The 16,895-nt window shown below is 66.2% G+C and carries 13 protein-coding genes; 11 read left to right on the top strand and 2 right to left on the bottom strand.

The genetic code is table 11. The annotated features are described in order from the left end of the window. Positions 1 to 11 precede the first annotated feature (11 nt). From hisD to hisA, 7 genes are all read left to right on the top strand, one after another. Entirely contained in the window at positions 12 to 1,328 is a 1,317-nt protein-coding gene (gene hisD / locus DA1_RS09140) for a histidinol dehydrogenase (RefSeq protein ID WP_013800800.1), read from the top strand. Between the two features lie 134 nt (positions 1,329 to 1,462). Beyond that, entirely contained in the window at positions 1,463 to 1,711 is a 249-nt protein-coding gene (locus tag DA1_RS09135; protein WP_017405472.1) for a DUF6364 family protein, read from the top strand. Next, complete coding sequence (locus DA1_RS09130) at positions 1,708 to 2,145, top strand: PIN domain-containing protein (protein WP_012207320.1); 438 nt, start codon at positions 1,708 to 1,710, stop codon at positions 2,143 to 2,145. Before DA1_RS09135 ends, DA1_RS09130 begins: the two co-directional genes overlap by 4 nt. A 53-nt stretch (positions 2,146 to 2,198) precedes the next feature. Next, positions 2,199 to 3,323 (top strand): histidinol-phosphate transaminase, encoded by a 1,125-nt coding sequence (hisC, locus tag DA1_RS09125; protein ID WP_034396955.1) that lies wholly within the window; start codon positions 2,199 to 2,201, stop codon positions 3,321 to 3,323. Next, positions 3,320 to 3,925, top strand: a complete 606-nt coding sequence (hisB, locus tag DA1_RS09120) for an imidazoleglycerol-phosphate dehydratase HisB (protein ID WP_012207318.1) — start codon at positions 3,320 to 3,322, stop codon at positions 3,923 to 3,925. The genes hisC and hisB overlap by 4 nt, the downstream gene beginning before the upstream one ends. An 81-nt stretch (positions 3,926 to 4,006) precedes the next feature. Beyond that, on the top strand, positions 4,007 to 4,675 hold the full coding sequence (gene hisH / locus DA1_RS09115) for an imidazole glycerol phosphate synthase subunit HisH (protein WP_013800802.1): 669 nt from the start codon (positions 4,007 to 4,009) through the stop codon (positions 4,673 to 4,675). A 61-nt stretch (positions 4,676 to 4,736) separates the two neighbouring features. Next, a complete protein-coding gene (hisA, locus tag DA1_RS09110; RefSeq protein WP_012207316.1) occupies positions 4,737 to 5,477 on the top strand; it encodes a 1-(5-phosphoribosyl)-5-[(5-phosphoribosylamino)methylideneamino]imidazole-4-carboxamide isomerase in 741 nt (246 codons plus the stop codon). An 85-nt stretch (positions 5,478 to 5,562) separates the two neighbouring features. On the opposite strand, the gene DA1_RS09105 is transcribed toward hisA, so the two are convergent. Next, entirely contained in the window at positions 5,563 to 6,753 is a 1,191-nt protein-coding gene (locus DA1_RS09105) for a spherulation-specific family 4 protein (protein WP_034396953.1), read from the bottom strand. A gap of 85 nt (positions 6,754 to 6,838) precedes the next feature. Here DA1_RS09105 and DA1_RS09100 point away from each other — a divergent pair, with 85 nt between their 5' ends. Then, positions 6,839 to 7,741 (top strand): D-hexose-6-phosphate mutarotase, encoded by a 903-nt coding sequence (locus tag DA1_RS09100; RefSeq protein ID WP_034396951.1) that lies wholly within the window; start codon positions 6,839 to 6,841, stop codon positions 7,739 to 7,741. A gap of 70 nt (positions 7,742 to 7,811) precedes the next feature. Here DA1_RS09100 and DA1_RS09095 read toward each other — a convergent pair whose 3' ends face one another. Then, a complete protein-coding gene (locus tag DA1_RS09095) occupies positions 7,812 to 8,963 on the bottom strand; it encodes a S1C family serine protease (protein WP_013800805.1) in 1,152 nt (383 codons plus the stop codon). Between the two features lie 360 nt (positions 8,964 to 9,323). Here DA1_RS09095 and DA1_RS09090 point away from each other — a divergent pair, with 360 nt between their 5' ends. The 3 genes from DA1_RS09090 to DA1_RS09080 form a co-directional block, all read left to right on the top strand. Then, positions 9,324 to 13,796: an IPTL-CTERM sorting domain-containing protein gene (locus tag DA1_RS09090; protein WP_162269876.1), complete on the top strand. Its 4,473-nt coding sequence runs from the start codon at positions 9,324 to 9,326 to the stop codon at positions 13,794 to 13,796. A gap of 257 nt (positions 13,797 to 14,053) precedes the next feature. Further along, entirely contained in the window at positions 14,054 to 14,737 is a 684-nt protein-coding gene (locus tag DA1_RS09085; RefSeq protein WP_034396947.1) for a hypothetical protein, read from the top strand. Between the two features lie 121 nt (positions 14,738 to 14,858). Further along, a partial coding sequence (locus DA1_RS09080) for a beta-helix domain-containing protein (RefSeq protein WP_218017174.1) occupies positions 14,859 to 16,895 on the top strand: 2,037 nt, incomplete at its 3' end.

The following is a 16,895-nucleotide window of genomic DNA, read 5'->3' as shown; positions in this document are numbered from 1 at the left end:
AGGAAACCACAATGGAATATGTAGCTGCCCCTGCCCGCCTGTCGACTGCGGACGCCAACTTCGAACACGATTTTGCGCAGCGCCTGCATTGGTCGGCAGACACGGACGCGGCCATCGAGCAGCGCGTGGCCGACATCCTGGCCGATGTGCAAAAGCGCGGCGATGCGGCCGTGCTGGAGTACACGGCGCGCTTCGACGGATTGCAGGTGGACGGCATGGCAGCGCTGGAGCTGACGCAGGCCGAGCTCAAGGCCGCCTTCGACAGCCTGGGCGACGAGCAGCGCGATGCGCTGACGGCCGCCGCCCAGCGCGTGCGCACCTACCACGAGGCCCAAAAGCGCGCCAGCGGCGAGAGCTGGAGCTACCGCGACGCCGATGGCACCTTGCTGGGCCAGAAGGTCACGCCGCTGGACCGCGTGGGCATCTATGTGCCCGGCGGCAAGGCGGCCTATCCGTCCAGCGTGCTGATGAATGCCATTCCCGCCCATGTGGCTGGCGTGCAGGAAATCATCATGGTCGTGCCCACGCCGCGCGGCGAGAAGAATGCCCTGGTGCTGGCTGCCGCCTATGTGGCCGGCGTCACGCGCGGCTTCACCATCGGCGGCGCCCAGGCTGTGGCGGCCCTGGCCTACGGCACGGCCACCATCCCCAAGGTGGACAAGATCACCGGCCCCGGCAACGCCTATGTGGCCAGCGCCAAGAAGCGGGTGTTCGGCACCGTGGGCATCGACATGATTGCCGGCCCCAGCGAAATCCTGGTGCTGGCCGACGGCAGCACGCCGCCCGACTGGGTGGCCATGGACCTGTTCAGCCAGGCCGAGCATGACGAGCTGGCGCAAAGCATCCTGCTGTGCCCGGATGCCGACTACATCGCCGCTGTCCAGCGCGAGATCGACCGCCTGCTGCCCGAGATGCCGCGGCGCGCCATCATCGCCAAGAGCCTGAGCGACCGGGGTGCCCTCATCCTCACGCGCGACATGCAGGAGGCCTGCGCCATCAGCAACCGCATCGCGCCCGAGCACCTGGAAGTCTCCAGCAACGATCCCCACCAGTGGGAGCCGCTGCTGCGCCACGCAGGCGCCATCTTCCTGGGGGCCTACACCAGCGAGAGCCTGGGCGACTACTGCGCCGGCCCCAACCATGTGCTGCCCACCAGCGGCACGGCGCGCTTTTCCTCGCCGCTGGGGGTCTATGACTTCCAGAAGCGATCCAGCCTCATCGAGGTCAGCGAGCAGGGCGCCCAGACCCTGGGCCGCATCGCCTCGGTGCTGGCGCATGGCGAAGGCCTGCAAGGCCATGCGCGTGCGGCCGAAATGCGTTTGAAGTAGACACTCGCTTCCTGTTGGGCGAAGGCGCCGTCACCGAAAGGGGCGGCGCTTTTTGCTGCCTGAACGCCGGATCAGGAGTGTCAAAAATAAACACGAAATCAGTGGAACACGAATTTCGTGTAAACTTGCGCCCTGTGAAGAACCTCACCATCACCGTCGAAGACAGCGTGCTCGAATGGGCCCGAATCGAGGCCGCACGCCGCGGCACCAGCGTCTCGCGCATGGTGGGCGACTTCATGGCCGAGATGCAGCGCCGCGAGGACGCCTACGAGCGCGCCTACCTGGCCTGGCGCACGGACGAGCGCGGCTGGGACGGCGGTCAGCCGTCATCCACGCAGCCCGCCCAGCGCAGTGCCGCGCTGCGCCGCGAGGGCCAGGCATGAACACCGTCTTTGTCGATACCTCCGTGCTGGTCGCTGCCGAAGACACGGGGCAGGGCGCCTTGCATGCCGCCGTGCTGCAGTGGCTGGACCTGCTGTGGCGCACGCGCAGCGGGCGCACCGGCAGCCAGTCGCTGTGCGAGTTCTATGAACAGGTCACCACGGCCGCCCAGCCTTTGCCGCAGGGCGATGCGCGCGCCGCCATCCGCCGCTACCAGACCTGGACGCCCTGGAAGACCGATGCCGCCACGCTGGAGACCGCCTGGGCCGTGCAATCGCGCCACCAACTGGCCTTTGGCGACTGCTTGGCCGTGGCCTGCGCCCAGCACAGCGGCTGCGAGCAGATGCTGACCCTGCACCTGCCGCACGGCACCCAGTTTGGCGGCGTCGCCATGGTGCACCCGCTGCACCAGGCGCCGCCGCAGCAGCAGGCCTGAGCGGCTTCGCTGATGGATTTCTTCCCCCACTGACTCGTGAAAGTGTGCATGCCATGACAGCTTCCATTCCGCAGGTTCAGGCCCTGGCCCTGGAGCGCATCCGCGCCGATGTCCGCTCCATGCATGCCTACCATGTGCAGCCCTCGCAAGGCCTGCTCAAGATGGACACGATGGAGAACCCCTTCCGCCTGCCCCCTGAATTGCAGGCCGCGCTGGGCGAGCGCCTGGGCCGGCTGGAGATCAACCGCTACCCTGGCGAGCGCCAGGAAGTGCTCAAGGACATGCTGGCCCGCTACGCGCAGGCGCCGGCCGGCAGCGCCGTGCTGCTGGGCAATGGCTCGGACGAGATCATCACGCTGCTGGCCCTGGCCTGTGCCCAGCCCCACTCCGAGGGCCGCGCCACCATGCTGGCGCCCATGCCGGGCTTCGTCATGTACCCCATGAGCGCCAGGCTGCAGGGCCTGGACTTTGTGGGCGTCAACCTGACGGCCGACTTCGAGCTGGACGTCCCCGCCATGCGCACCGCCATTGCCGAGCACCGCCCCGCCATCACCTATATCGCCTATCCCAACAATCCCACGGCCACGCTCTGGGCCGAGGCCGATGTGCAGGCCGTGATCGACGCGGTCGCCGCCATCGGCGGCCTGGTCGTCATGGACGAGGCCTACCAGCCCTTCGCCCGCCGCAGCTGGGCAGAGAACATGCGCGCCGACCCGGCCCGCAATGCCCATGTGTTGCTGATGCGCACGCTCAGCAAGTTCGGCCTGGCAGGCGCGCGCCTGGGCTACCTGATCGGCCCGGCCCCCATCGTCGGCGAGATCGACAAGGTGCGCCCGCCCTACAACATCAGCGTGCTCAACTGCGAGACGGCCATCTTCGCGCTGGAGCACGAGGTGCTGTATGCGCAGCAGGCCATGGCCATCCGCGCCGAGCGCCAGCCGCTGATCGATGCGCTGGCCACGCTGCCGGGTGTGGAAAAGATCTGGCCATCCGAGGCCAACATGGTCTTGCTGCGCGTGCGCGATGCCGCGCATGCCCAGGCCGAGATGAAGGCCCGGGGCGTGCTGGTGAAGAATGTCTCTGCCATGCACCCGCTGCTGGCCAACTGCCTGCGACTGACCGTGGGCACCCACGAAGAAAACGCCCAGATGCTGGCAGCCCTGAAGGAATCCCTATGAGCAATGCAGCTCCCGCACGCACTGCCGAAGTGCAGCGCAATACCGCCGAGACCCGGATCAAGGTTGCCATCAACCTGGACGGCACGGGCAAGGCCAGCCTGCGCTCGGGCATCGGCTTTCTGGACCACATGCTCGACCAGATCGCGCGCCATGGCCTGATCGACCTCGATATCGACTGCGAGGGCGACCTGCACATCGACGGCCACCACACGGTGGAGGACATCGGCATCACCCTGGGCCAGGCCTTTGCCAAGGCCGTGGGCGACAAGAAGGGCATCCGCCGCTACGGCCATGCCTATGTGCCGCTGGACGAGGCCCTGAGCCGCGTGGTCATCGATTTCTCAGGCCGCCCGGGCCTGCACATGGATGTGAAATTCACGGCCGGCAGCATCGGCCAGCTTGACACCCAACTGGTCTACGAATTCTTCCAGGGCTTCGTCAACCATGCGGGCGTGACCATGCACATCGACAATCTCAAGGGCTTCAACGCCCACCACCAGTGCGAGACCATCTTCAAGGCCTTTGCACGCGCCCTGCGCTTTGCGCTGGAGCATGACGAGCGCATGGCCGGCGTCATCCCCTCGACCAAGGGCGCTCTGTAAAGAGAAGCGATTGACTCCGGTCAGAGCTTGATTTGACCGGGCAATCCAGCCGAAAATCCGACCGAACACGCGCCACACGCTATGAGTTTGACTGACAACACCGTCGCCGTCGTCGATTACGGCATGGGCAATCTGCGCTCGGTTTCCCAGGCCGTGCGCACGGCTGCCGCCGACTCCGGCTGGCAGGTCGTGGTCACCGCCGATCCCGAGGTGGTGCTGGCCGCCAACCGGGTCGTGCTGCCGGGCCAGGGCGCCATGCCCGACTGCATGCGCGAACTGCGCGAATCCGGCCTGCAGGACGCCGTGCTGCACGCCGCTGCCAACAAGCCCCTGTTCGGCGTCTGCGTGGGCATGCAGATGCTGCTGGACCACAGCGACGAGGGCGATGTGCCTGGCCTGGGCCTGATCCCCGGCAATGTGCGCAAGTTCGATCTGGCGGGCCGCGTCCAGGCCGACGGCAGCCGCTTCAAGGTGCCGCAAATGGGCTGGAACCGCGTGCACCGCAAGCACAATGCCGGGCAGTCCCACCCGCTGTGGCGTGGAATTCCCGAAGACAGCTTCTACTACTTCGTGCACAGTTTCTACGCCGTGGTGCAGCAGCCCCAGCATTGCGCTGCAGAGGCCGACTACGGCGGGCGCTTTGCCTGCGCCATCGCACGCGATAATATTTTCGCCACCCAGTTTCACCCCGAAAAGAGCGCGGACCAGGGCCTGGCCCTGTTCCGCAACTTTCTGGGCTGGAAGCCCTGAACCCTCTTTCCCTCCCCGCACCGGCCGCTGCATCCCAGGCCTTCATTGCTCGCAAACCATCATGCTGCTCATTCCTGCCATCGACCTCAAGGACGGCCACTGCGTACGCCTCATCCAGGGTGATATGGACCAGTCGACCACGTTCGGCGAAGACCCGGCCATCATCGCCCGCCGCTGGCTCGACGCCGGCGCACGCCGCCTGCACCTGGTGGACCTCAATGGCGCGTTTGCGGGCCAGCCCAAGAACCTGGTGGCCATCAAGGCCATCCTCAAAGAGGTGGACGGCCGGATCCCGGTGCAGCTCGGCGGCGGCATCCGTGACCTGGACACCATCGAGAAATACATAGACGCCGGCATCAGCTACGTGATCATCGGCACCGCTGCCGTGAAGAACCCGGGCTTTCTGCAGGACGCCTGCAGCGCCTTCGGCGGCCATGTGATCGTTGGCCTGGACGCCAAGGACGGCAAGGTGGCCATCGACGGCTGGAGCAAGCTCACGGGCCAGGACGTGCACTCGGTGGCCAAGCGCTTCGAGGACTGGGGCGTGGAGTCCATCATCTACACCGACATCGGCCGCGACGGCATGCTCACGGGCATCAACATCGACGCCACCGTCAATCTCGCGCAATCGCTGAAGATTCCCGTCATCGCCTCGGGCGGCCTGGCGGGCATGGCCGACATCGAAGCGCTGTGCAAGGTCGAGGACGAAGGCATCGAAGGCGTGATCTGCGGCCGCGCCATCTACTCGGGCGACCTTGACTTCGCCGCGGCGCAAGCCCGCGCCGACGAGCTCAGGGCCTGAACGGCCTGCGCCTTCCCTGTATCCGCGGGCGCCTGTGCTTCACAGGCGCCCGCGCTGCATTCAGCGCCAGGGCTTCAGGCTTTCTTTACGAGCAGGCGGGCATGGCCTGCCCGGCATTGGCGGCGCGCACGGTCTGCACAAAGGCATCCCAGTAATTCGGCAGCCCGGCCCAGGGGTTGCCAACGCCGGTGCTGGGCTCGAACTCCAGCTGGGTCACATAGATCCATCCCGCTTGGTAGCGGGCCGAGGCGGCCGACTGCACGGCCGTCTGCATGGCCGCGCAGCCCGACACGTTGTGCACCAGCGAGGCCTGGTGGCTGTTGGGCAGCCCGTACAGCCAGTCAAAACTCGTCGTGCGCGGATCGTAGGTTGCGTAGGTGGAGCCCTTGCCCTCGAACGTGGTCAGCACATCGGCCACATCGGCATAACCGGCCACGGGCACGAGGCCCGGGTTGCCGATCACGATCAGGTTGGGATTCTTGGCCTTGATGTACTGGTAGATGGTGCGGTAGAAGTCCAGCCGGTTGGCGGTGGCCGCCATCTCGTCAATGAAGAAACCCTTGACCAGGCCTGCGCCGTAGTGCGTGAAATAGTTGTCGATATTGGCCTGGATGCTGGCCAGCGATCGCGTGCCCGTGCCATAGCTGGAGCTCACATAGCCCACCAGCTGCCCGCCCGCGTTGGCAAAAGCGGTGGCGGCGCGCGTGATGTTCGCGTCCGGGCCACTGAAAATGCCATTGGCCGGATTCAGGATGGCCGTCATCTGCACGGTCGGATTCGCCTGTGCGCTGGCCGTCAGCGCATTCCAGGCCGTGGCTCCCGAGCCGGTGGGATAGAAGTACGTGGGCACCAGCACCCGCAGCGGTGCAGGTGCAGGACGCAGATAGAAAGTCTGGGAAGCGCTGCCCGTGCGGCCTGCCACGGTGGCGCTGGCCTGCACCTGCTGGCGGCCCGGCGTGGCGCCGGTCAGCGAAGCCGTTGCCACGCCGGAGCTGGTCAGTGCCGAGGTGCTGACGCCTGTGGCTGCGCTGAAGCTCACCACGGTTCCATCGGCGGCATTCACGCCATCGGCCAGAACACTTGCACGCAGGGTCAGTGCCGAGCCTGCAGTCACCACATCCCTGGCGGCCGGGGCCGTCCATTGCACGGTGACCGAGGTCACTCCGGGCTGGCCGGTGCCGCCGTCACCCCCATTACCGCCATTGCCACCGCCAGCGTTGCTGTCACCACCGCCGCCTCCGCCGCAGGAGGCCACCGAGGCGGCCAGGGCGAGCATGCCGAGTCGCAGGACAAGAGGAGAGGGAGCGTGGGAGCGTTGCATGACAGAGGAGGGCTGAGCGGGGGAAAGGCTATATTCAAGCATGAAAGTTACATCTTCCTTTCCCGCAGTAACAGCTTTACCTGCGGCCGCGCAAGCTCCCGGCGCCTGCGCTGATGCATGGCAGGGCCTGCCCGCCATCCGCCTGCGCCTGGCCTGCGGCGATACCGCCCTGGTGGCCTTGCAGGGCGCGCAGCTGCTGTCCTGGCAGGCCGGTGGCGAGGAGCAACTGTTCCTGAGCCCTCATGCCGCCCATGACGGCCACACACCCATACGCGGCGGTATTCCGGTCTGCTTTCCCCAATTCAACCAACGCGGCCCACTGGTCAAGCACGGCTTTGCGCGCACCCTGCCTTGGCAGGCTGATGCAGCACAGGCCGAGGTTCTTGCCGGCGATGGCTTGTTCCTGCGGTTCAAGCTCGCCGATACGCCGCAGACGCGCGCCGTCTGGCCGCATTCCTTCGAGACCTGGCTGGAGGTGACGCTGTTGCCCGGCCGGCTTGACGTGGACCTGGTGGTGCACAACCGGGGTGACACGCCCTTGGCCTTCACTGCCGCCTTGCACAGCTACCTGCGCGTGGCGGACGTGGAGCAATGCCGGCTGCAAGGCCTTGATGGCCTGCCCTACTGGGATGCCGTGGCCGACACCCATCCCATGCAGCAAGGCGACGTGCGCTTTGGCGAAGAGCTCGATCGCGTCTACCCCCGGCCCGGGAAGACCATGGAGCTGGCCGCTCCTGCCGGAGGCTTGCGCATCTCGCAGGATGCCGCGTGGAGCGAGACCGTGGTCTGGAACCCCGGCCCCGCGCTGTGTGCCCGCCTGGCCGACATGCCGCCGCACGGGTGGCGGCAGATGCTGTGCGTGGAGGCCGCCGCCATCGATGCGCCCGTGCATGTGGCGCCCGGCGCGCATTGGCGCGCGGCGCAGCGCCTGCACAAGCTGTAGTTCAGCGCCGGCCCTGCAATGGAAAAAGCGCCTGTGAACAGGCGCTTTTTTCGTTGGGGCGGGGGCCGGGTCAGCGGCGCTGCATGCGTTGTGCCGACTGCGCAGGGCGCAGGCCCGGGGTGATCTGCAGCTCCACGGGGCCTTCGCCCCGGCGCACATCGAATTTCGCAGCCTCGCCGGGCTTGAGTGCGGCCACGGCGGTCAGCAGCTCGGACACATTGCGGATGGGCTTGTCGCCCACCTGCACGATCACATCGCCCGGTCGCATGCCGGCCTGGGCCGCGGGGCCCGCCTGCAGCACGCCGGTGATGATCACGCCGGAGTCGGCCTTCACGCCAAAGGTCTCTGCCAACTCTGGCGACAGCTCATTGGGCTCCACGCCGATCCAGCCGCGTACCACGCGGCCGTCCTTGACGATGCCGTCCAGCACCAGCTTGGCCGTGGACACGGGAATCGCAAAGCCAATGCCCATGCTGCCACCCGAGCGTGAATAGATGGCGGTATTGATGCCCAGCAGATTGCCGCTGGCATCCACCAGTGCGCCGCCCGAATTGCCGGGGTTGATGGCGGCGTCGGTCTGGATGAAGTTCTCGAAGGTATTGATGCCCAGCTGACTGCGGCCCAGTGCGCTGACGATACCGCTGGTCACCGTCTGGCCCACGCCGAAGGGGTTGCCGATGGCCAGCACGCGGTCACCCACGTCGATCTGGTCGGAATTGCCCAGAACGATGACTGGCAGCTTGTCCAGGGCGATCTTGAGCACGGCCAGGTCGGTCTCGGGATCGGTGCCGATCACCTGGGCCTTGGCCTGGCGGCTGTCGGTCAGCGTGACCTCGATGTCGTCCGCACCCTCGACCACGTGGTTGTTGGTCAGGATGTAGCCGTCGGTGCTGATGATCACGCCGCTGCCCAGGCCTGCCTGCTCCTGCGTGCCCTGGTCGCCGAAGAAGAACTGGAACCACGGATCGTTGCTGCGCGGATGGCGCACCGCCTTGCTGGTGTTGATGCTCACCACGGCCGGCGCTGCCTTCTTGGCGGCCGGTGCAAAGCTGCCGGGGCTGACTTCTCCGACGGGCGTGGCCGGCGCCTCCAGCAACGCAATGCCGGCATTGCTGCGCACGGCTCCACGGCGCAGCCAGTCCGGCTGCAGGGTGGCGACGACAAAGTAGGCAGCCACCAGGATGGTGACCACCTGCGAAAACAGCAGCCAGGTGCGTTTCATGAAGTGTGGTGTTCTGTGCGGGAGTACAAGGCCTCATTGTGAGGCATGTCGTACACAGGGCGGTGGTGGGCGCGTTCGCTGGGGCGCTGGGTGATCGATGAATCACCGGACAACCGACATTGCTATATCGGGATGTGCCGATTTTTTCCTTTTACTGAAGCGCTGATGGGCGTGTCAATTTTTTTGTTGCGCCATTTGAAAATGGGACAAGTCTTATTTAAATTGGCTTGCTAATTATTTTTTCAAGTCACGATTTGATACGGATGAGGAACTTCAATACAATCGCGGCCCAATGAATAGAGCGGGGACGGAGGGGCTATGGAGTGGAAAGACTCGGGGAGGATTGCGCCCAGATGGCTGGTGCTATTGATTGGCACGGTGTTTGCCATTGCAGGAACCATCGGCATTGCCTTTGCACAGGCCGCCGATGCGGTATGTGCCGAAGTCAAGATTGTCATAGAGCAAAAACTCTCGCTGGAGCGCCAGGCATTTGACGCCAGGATGGTGATCACCAATGGCTTGGCGGACCAAAAGCTGGAGAACGTCAGCATCACGCTGCAGTTCCTGGATGCGAACAACCAGACGGTGATTGCCACCACGGATTCCGCAGCCTCCGGAGCCCGCTTTTTCTACCGCACGGATGGGGTCGAGGGCATCACTTCCCTGCAGGGCGGCACGATTGCTCCCAAGGCCGTCGCCAATGTCCGATGGCTGATCATTCCCGCAGCCGGCACGGGCGGCCGCGATCCCCAGGGTGCGGTCTACTACATAGGCGCCAAGGTTACCTACACGCTGGATGGCAAGACCGACACCGTCGAGGTCGCACCAGAGTCCATCGTCGTGCGGCCCCAGCCTGAACTGGTGCTTGACTACTTCCTGCCCCGTGACGTTCCGGGTGACGATGCCTTCACACCCGAGGTCGAACCTTCCGACCCCTTCACGCTGGGCGTGCGCATCAAAAACAGTGGTGGTGGCACTTCGTACAAGACCAAGATCGATACCGCCCAGCCCCGCATTGTCGAAAACCGGCAAGGGCTGCTTGTCAATTTCCAGATTCTGAGCGGCTATGTCAACGATGCGCCAGCAGGCAAAAGCCTGCTGCTCGACTTTGGCGACATCACGCCGGGATCGTCCCTGCATGGGCGCTGGAACATGGTGTCCAGCCTGGCCGGCAAATTTGTCGAATTCACGGCCGGATTCACCCATGCGGATTCGCTGGGCGGTGCCCTGACGTCCCTGATCAAGACCGTCAATACCCATCAATTGGTCCAGGATGTGCGTGTCGATCTTCCAGGACGCGACAAGGTCCGCGATTTTCTGGCCCTGGATGGAGATGTCTACCGCGTCTATGAATCCGATGGCGTGGATACCGAGGTCAGCGATCAAAGCCGATCCGCCCAATTCGTGCCCTCCGGTGCCACCGCCAGCCTGCAGTTCAATCCCGTGGCCAATGGCATGGCCTATGCGCGCGTGCCCGATCCCTCCAGGGGCACCCGTCTTCCCCTGCAGGTGGTCCGCTCCGACGGCTACGTCGTTCCTGGCGAAAACGTCTGGCTGTCCAGGCAGCGCAACGAGGACCTGAGCTGGAGCTATTACCTGAACCTGTTCGACGTGAACACCACGGGCCGCTACACCATCGGTCTGGTCGCTGGCCAGGCACAGGCCAGCATTGCCGGCGCGGCCTTCGAGGACCGCAATGCAAACGGGCTGCGCGATGCAGGCGAGCCCGCCATCCCCGTGCTCGAAATCAAGCTCACCGGTACGCGGGCAGGCACCGGGGAGTCGGTGCTGGCCACTGCCCACACCGATGCCCAGGGCCAATTCCGATTCGATGGACTGCTGCAGGGCAGCTATGCGCTGTCGGCTGCCGTCAGCGAGGGGCTGGTCGATGGCGCTGCGCTTGCGGGCACGGCGGGCGGCCAGTCCGCGCCGGGACGCATATCGGGCATTGATCTGGCCACCGGTACGGCGGCTGCGGGCTATCTGTTTGCAAAGCGCTCCGCCAAGGTGACCGGGCCAGATCCCGAACCGGAAGCGGACATTGGCATCAGCGTGACGGCGGCACCGGCCACCATGGCGCGCGACGGTGGCTCCACGGTCACCATCACGGCACGCAATGCCGGGCCGGCCATGGCAGCGGCCACCGTCGTCCATGTGGACCTGCCCCAGGGGCTGGAGATCGCCAGCCAGTCGGCATCGGTGGGCAGCTATTCACAGGGCCGCTGGACCCTGGGCGACATGGCCAAGGACTCCGCCCCCACCCTGGTGCTGCAGGTGCGTCCTGCAGCAGGCTCCACGGCCAGGGAATTCCTGCTGGCCGCACGCATCGGCGCGGCCACCCGCGACCCCGTCACCGGCAACAACGCGGCCAGTACCCTGCTCAGGCGCGAGCAGGAGGCCTTCGTGGCCGCTTCGCAGACCCTGGACCAGGGCCTGCGTGTGCTGGCCTATGCCGCATGCGGCGCCGATACCGCTTGCACGGACGGCAAGCGCCAGGCCCTGCAGGATCTGCTGGCGCAGGCCGATGGTTCGGTGCAGTTGGCGGTCACCCCAAGTGAGCTCCGCAAGGCCTTGCGTGCCGGTGACTTCAGCGCGCTCTGGCTCCATGGATCGGTGGACGACCTGGCCGCTTCCCAGATGGAGGAAGTGCGGGCCGCCGTCTACCGCGGTGCCTCGCTGGTCATCGATGGCGCACCGGGCGCGTTGCCGGACACCCTGGCCGACGTCTGGGGGGGCAGCCGTTCAGGCCAGCCGCTGCCTGCGGGTGCCTCTGTGCTCCTGGGCGATGCAGGCTTGGGCGATGCGGCGCTGGCGCTGCAAGGCCGAGCGTGGGCGTTGCAGAACGAGGGTGCAGGCTCGGAACTGGCCCGCTATAGCACAGGGCAGGCCGCTGCGTTGGGCGTGGCCCACGGCAAGGGCCAGGTGCTGGTGATCGGCTTCGATGCCCTGGCGCAAGGCGCGGTTGCGGCTTCGTGGAAAGACTGGATCAAGACGCGCTTCACTGCTCTGGTTCCGCCTGTGTCCGAGCCAATGCTGGCGCAATCTGCCGTGCGCGTCAGAACCAGCATTGCCAACCGCAGCACGCAAGCCGTTGCGCTGGAGCAGGCCATGACCCTGGCCAGTGGCATGAAGCTGCGCTCCTCCTCGCCGCAGGCCGTGGTCGACGGGGATCGGGTCAGGTGGACCCTGGAGCCCGCCTCCCAGGCCGAATTGCAGGTTCAGGCCTGGCTGGGCCTGCCCGGCACCTCGCTGGCCACCACGGTCGAGACGCAGTTGCGCAAGGCCGGCGACAAGTCGCTGGTGGACAGCTGGTCGCAGCCAGTCACCGTCATCGCAGAACCTCAAGCCGCCGCTAACACCCGGGCTGCAGTGGCTGCGCTGGCGCAGGCCACGGCAGACCAGCGACAGGCCGTCGAGGCATTGCTGGGCCAGGCCCGGGTTGCCATGGAGCAGCAAAAGCCGGCCCAGGCCCTCTCGGCCCTGGTGCAGGCCCAGCCCCTGTTGAGGGAGCTGCCATCCCACGGTACCCGGAATGTGGCCCTGCAATCGCTGGCGCAGTGGATAGGCCTTGTCGCCGCCCAGTGGAAGGAGGAGCCCGCGCGGGATTGGACGCTTTCCATCGTGTCCGGCGACCTGCAGTCCGCCAGGCTGGAGCAGCCGTTTGCGCTGCCGCTGCAGGTGCGCCTGCAGACGGCTGACGGCAACCCGGTGGCGGGGCAGGAAGTCACATTCGACGCTCCCGCCAGCGGGGCCTCCGCACGCTTTGCCGGCGGCAGCCGCCAGGCGCGCGTGCTCACCGACGCACAGGGCCTGGCACGCAGCCCGGTCATGACAGCCACTGGCGCTGCGGGCAGCTTCACCGTATCCGCCGGCGTCGAGGCCTTGCCCGGCGGCGTGCGCTTCACGCTGGGCAACCTGGATGGCACGGCGCCCGTGCTGCGCATTGTCAAGTTGACAGGGGATGGGCAGACGGCCACCGTGGGGACGGCCTATGCGGCACCTGTACGTGTCAAGGTCACCGATGCGCAGGGCGCCGCCGTGGCCGGCCACGCCGTGGTCTTTGCGCTGCCGGATAGCGGAGCGAGCGCCGTGTTTGACGGCGGCACGCTCGCAGCGCAGGCCGTCACCGATGCGGCCGGCGTTGCCGCTTCGCCCGGGCTTCGTGCCAATGGACTGGTGGGCGCATTCGAGATGCGCGTGACAGCGGCCGGTGTGGGCGAAGCCTTGCGCGTATCCCTGCAAAACCAGGCCGCGCCTGTGGGCGGCAAGGATGTGGCCTTGCCCACACCCAGCGGCTCCGGCACGCTGAAAGCCTCGGTGGCGGGCGGCGGCGCCAACTGCCGCTTCAACCCGGACAAGACAGCCGTACGCAAGCCCGAGGGCTGGCTGCCGCTGTTCAACGTGCTGCTCTTTCCGCACGGCGTGTTCGACTACGAACTGACTGGCTGCGACGTCGGCAGTACCGTCACGGTCACCACCGAATGGCCCAACCTGTTCGGCATCAGCAGCTACCTGAAGTACGGGCCCACGCCCTATTCGCAGGGCCGCAGCATCTGGTATGCGCCCAGGAACCTGTCGATCAGCGGCAACCGCATCAGCTACACCATTACCGATGGCCAGTTGGGCGACGATGACCTGCAGGCCAATGGCGTCATCAAGGACCCGGGCGGCCCCGTCATACAGTCCGGGCCGCTGCCTGAGGATCAGTTGACGGCGGTGCCTGGCCTGGAGGCGGCGGGCCTGGCCCTGTTGTCCGCCCTCATGGCCTTGGGCGCCTGCCTGCAGCACCGGCGCCGACGCGCCGCACGTGCAGGCGCGGGGATGGATGCATGAGCCTGCGTCGTTTTTGTGGCCTGGCGCATGCAGTGGCGGTGTGCGCAGCCGTCCTGGTGGCTGCACCATTGCGGGCGCAGACCGATGCCGAGCCGCAGTCCTGTCGGGCAGACGCGCATGCCGTACGGGACGCAAGGGCCGCCGAGTCCCCTGTGACGTGGCCCCGTCAGGTGCCGCCTCTGGCGTTGACCCCTTCCTGCTGGATGAGTCCTGCCGAGTGGCGGCAGCGCCTTGTTTCCCCTGGCGCACAGGCGGCCATGCTCGTTGACGTTCGGCCGGCGCAGCACAGGCGCGCTACCCCCGTCGCGCAGGCCCTGCAGATGGATTTGCCGCAGCTGCAAGGCAAGCGCTTTCTGATGCAGGAGGAAGTCATCCTGCTGGGCACCGGGCTGGACCATGCGGACCTTGACTCGGCATGCCGGCAATTGCGCAGCCAGGGCTTTGGCCGTGTGAAGGCCTTGCTGGGCGGCGCGGCGGTGGCCCTGCATCCCACGGCATCGGCCAGGCTGCATGACCTGTCCGCCAGCGACTGGATCGCCAGCCTGGGACAAGGCATTGAATGGACGGTGCTTTCCCTCAGCAAGGCCCTGGATGCGGCGCCGGCTGTGCAGTCACCCGTTGACGAACAACAAACGCACCGGTTGGTCGCCACGCACGATCTGGCCATCCAACTGAACGCCATGGCCAGCCGCAAGGCACGCGGCGACCAGCCAGGAGGCTCCGCGTCCCGGGCTTTGGTGGTCATAGCTGATGCTTCGACGGAGCCTGAGTTGCGTGCCCGATTGGCAAAGCAACAGGCCTCTTTGGGTCACCGGCCTGACGCAGTGCCCGTGTACTGGCTGCTGGGCGGGTGGCAGGCCTATCAGGCCCAGGTGGCGAGCATGCAGGCCATCGGAACAACGGCAGGCCACCGGCTTCAGGCGGCATGCGGGCGGTTTTGAGCAAGCACAACGATTGAACGAGCCAAGGATTGGGGGGGAAGTGGTGATGCAGGACAGCGGGCGATCTGAAGAGTCTGTGAGTGTGTGCATGGGTGAGGGCACAGGGAGGGCGAGAAATCCCGTGCAGTGGCATGCCATGGCCCTGGCCGCACTGGCCAGAAAGGCTGGCTCGGCAAGGATATGGCTGGCAGCCTTTCTTGCTTTGCCGCTGATGCTGCTCTCTCCGGCCTGGGGCCAGACAACGTTGAGCGGCATCATCTCCAGCAACGCGGTGCTGCGTGCCGCCCAGTCGCCGTACCTTGTGCAAGGCGATGTGGTACTGGATGCCGATGCAACGCTGACCATCGAGCCGGGGGTGACCCTGCGCATGGCTCCTGGCGCCAGTTTCGTGCTCAAAAAGGGAGCGCTGCAAGCTGTTGGCACACCTGACAAGCCCATCCTCATCACCTCGGCCGCCACAACCCCTGCGCCTGGGGATTGGCGGCAATGGCGCATGACGGCCGGCACGCGCAGCGCCCAGACGCTGCTGGACCACGTCACCATCGAATACGGCAGCGGCGTGGTCATCGAGAACGCTGCCCCTTCCATCAACAACACGGCCTTCAATCACCACAGCGGCCCGGCCATCGGCGTTGATCTTGCGTCCTCGCCGACCGGCAAAGGAAACTCGGCAAAGGGCAACTCGCTGAATGCCATTGCAGTTCCTTCGGGCGCCATTCGCTCTCAGGTCATCTGGGGCATGGTCGGCATTCCCTACCTGGTGCAGCAGGGCCTCATCCAGATAGGTCAGGCGCCCTTGTCCATCGAGCCCGCCAGGCTCCGGCTCAGTCCCGGCGTGGTCGCCATGCTGAGGGTCTCGCTCAACGCGCCTGCACCTGCACAAGGCGTGGTAGTGGACATCACCAGCAGTGTGCCCTCGGTGGCTTCGGCCGTATCGCGGGTCACCGTGGCCCCGGGGCAGACCAGCGCGGACCTGGAGGTACAGGCCAGCACCCTGGGCGCCACCCGCATCACCGCAAGCCACGCCACGCTGGGCTTGGCCGAAACGCAGATCGAAGTCGTCAACCTGCCCTCGCTGGGCCTTGTCCCCGGCAGCCCCACGGTTGGTGTCAACCGGCCGTATCCCATGACTGTGTCGCTGCCTGCGCCGGCACCCGTCGGTGGTGTGAGCGTGCAGTTGGGCAATTCCGACGCCAACGTGCTCTCTGTTCCATCGTCCGTGCTGGTCCCGGCCGGTCAACAAGGCGCCAGCTTCGAGGTGACGGGCCTTGCTGATGGCAGCAGCCGGCTGACAGCCCAGGCCGAAGGCCATGCCAGTGCGCTGGCCACGGTCTCAGTGCGTGGCAAGGCACTGGTGCTGCCGGCCAGCGTCATCGTGGCGCCTGGTGCGCAGGCCAGCGTGACCATCGAAACCACTGAGCCAGCTCCCTCGGCAGGGCTGGTCGTCAGCCTCGTAGTGGAGCAGTCAGGGTTGGCGCAGGTGCCTGCGTCCGTGCAGATCCCTGCGGGGCAGAGCAAGGCAGCCTTCACGGTGGCAGGCCAGACCCTGGGCACGACCCGCATCACAGCCACTGCTGCCGGCTATCAGCCGGCGCAGGCCGCGTTGCGCGTGGACGCCATCAGCCTCAACACCGATCCCTCCGCCGATCTGGTGATGAATGAGGAGCTGAGCAGGGTCTTGCGTGTGCAGTTGAGCAAGGCGGCGCCGCAGGGTGGTGTCACGGTGTCGGTGGCCAGCAGAGATCCTGCGGTGGCCAGCGTGACGCCCGCCGAGGTTTTCATTCCGCAGGGGCAGATCTATGGGACGACGCCGATCACCGTGAAAGCGCTGGCCGTGGGAGAGACAGCGCTGGACATAACGTCTGCGGGGCTGATTGCCAAGGCGTTGAAGGTGAATGTGAGAGCGAAATTTGCACTGAGGCTGACGAGGTATGGCGGCGACAAGCTGATCGTGGGCAAGGGGCTGTACAGCTACAGCAGCGAGTTGTATGTGGAGCGCCTGATCAATGGCGTGGTCAGCAACGGAGCCGATGCAGTGACGGTGAATCTGCGTTGCGTGGCAGCGGAGGTATGCGAGACGCCTGCGACGGTGACGATTCCTGCAGGGCAGAGCTACGCATACATCAGTGTGAGCGGCCTGGAGTTGGGTTCCACGCAA

The sequence above is a fragment of the Delftia acidovorans NBRC 14950 genome (assembly GCF_001598795.1).
GTDB lineage: Bacteria > Pseudomonadota > Gammaproteobacteria > Burkholderiales > Burkholderiaceae_C > Comamonas > Comamonas acidovorans.
Note: the sequence above shows the minus strand (reverse complement) of the source record. Positions and strands in the feature narration are given on the sequence as shown.

Bases quoted from the DNA above. Each gene is read 5' to 3' on its own strand.
- hisD (WP_013800800.1), top strand. From the start codon at position 12: ATGGAATATGTAGCTGCCCCTGCCCGCCTGTCGACTGCGGACGCCAAC.
- DA1_RS09130 (WP_012207320.1), top strand. From the start codon at position 1,708: ATGAACACCGTCTTTGTCGATACCTCCGTGCTGGTCGCTGCCGAAGAC.
- hisC (WP_034396955.1), top strand. From the start codon at position 2,199: ATGACAGCTTCCATTCCGCAGGTTCAGGCCCTGGCCCTGGAGCGCATC.
- hisB (WP_012207318.1), top strand. From the start codon at position 3,320: ATGAGCAATGCAGCTCCCGCACGCACTGCCGAAGTGCAGCGCAATACC.
- hisH (WP_013800802.1), top strand. From the start codon at position 4,007: ATGAGTTTGACTGACAACACCGTCGCCGTCGTCGATTACGGCATGGGC.
- hisA (WP_012207316.1), top strand. From the start codon at position 4,737: ATGCTGCTCATTCCTGCCATCGACCTCAAGGACGGCCACTGCGTACGC.
- DA1_RS09105 (WP_034396953.1), bottom strand. From the start codon at position 6,753: ATGCTCGCCCTGGCCGCCTCGGTGGCCTCCTGCGGCGGAGGCGGCGGT.
- DA1_RS09100 (WP_034396951.1), top strand. From the start codon at position 6,839: ATGAAAGTTACATCTTCCTTTCCCGCAGTAACAGCTTTACCTGCGGCC.
- DA1_RS09095 (WP_013800805.1), bottom strand. From the start codon at position 8,963: ATGAAACGCACCTGGCTGCTGTTTTCGCAGGTGGTCACCATCCTGGTG.
- DA1_RS09085 (WP_034396947.1), top strand. From the start codon at position 14,054: ATGCTCGTTGACGTTCGGCCGGCGCAGCACAGGCGCGCTACCCCCGTC.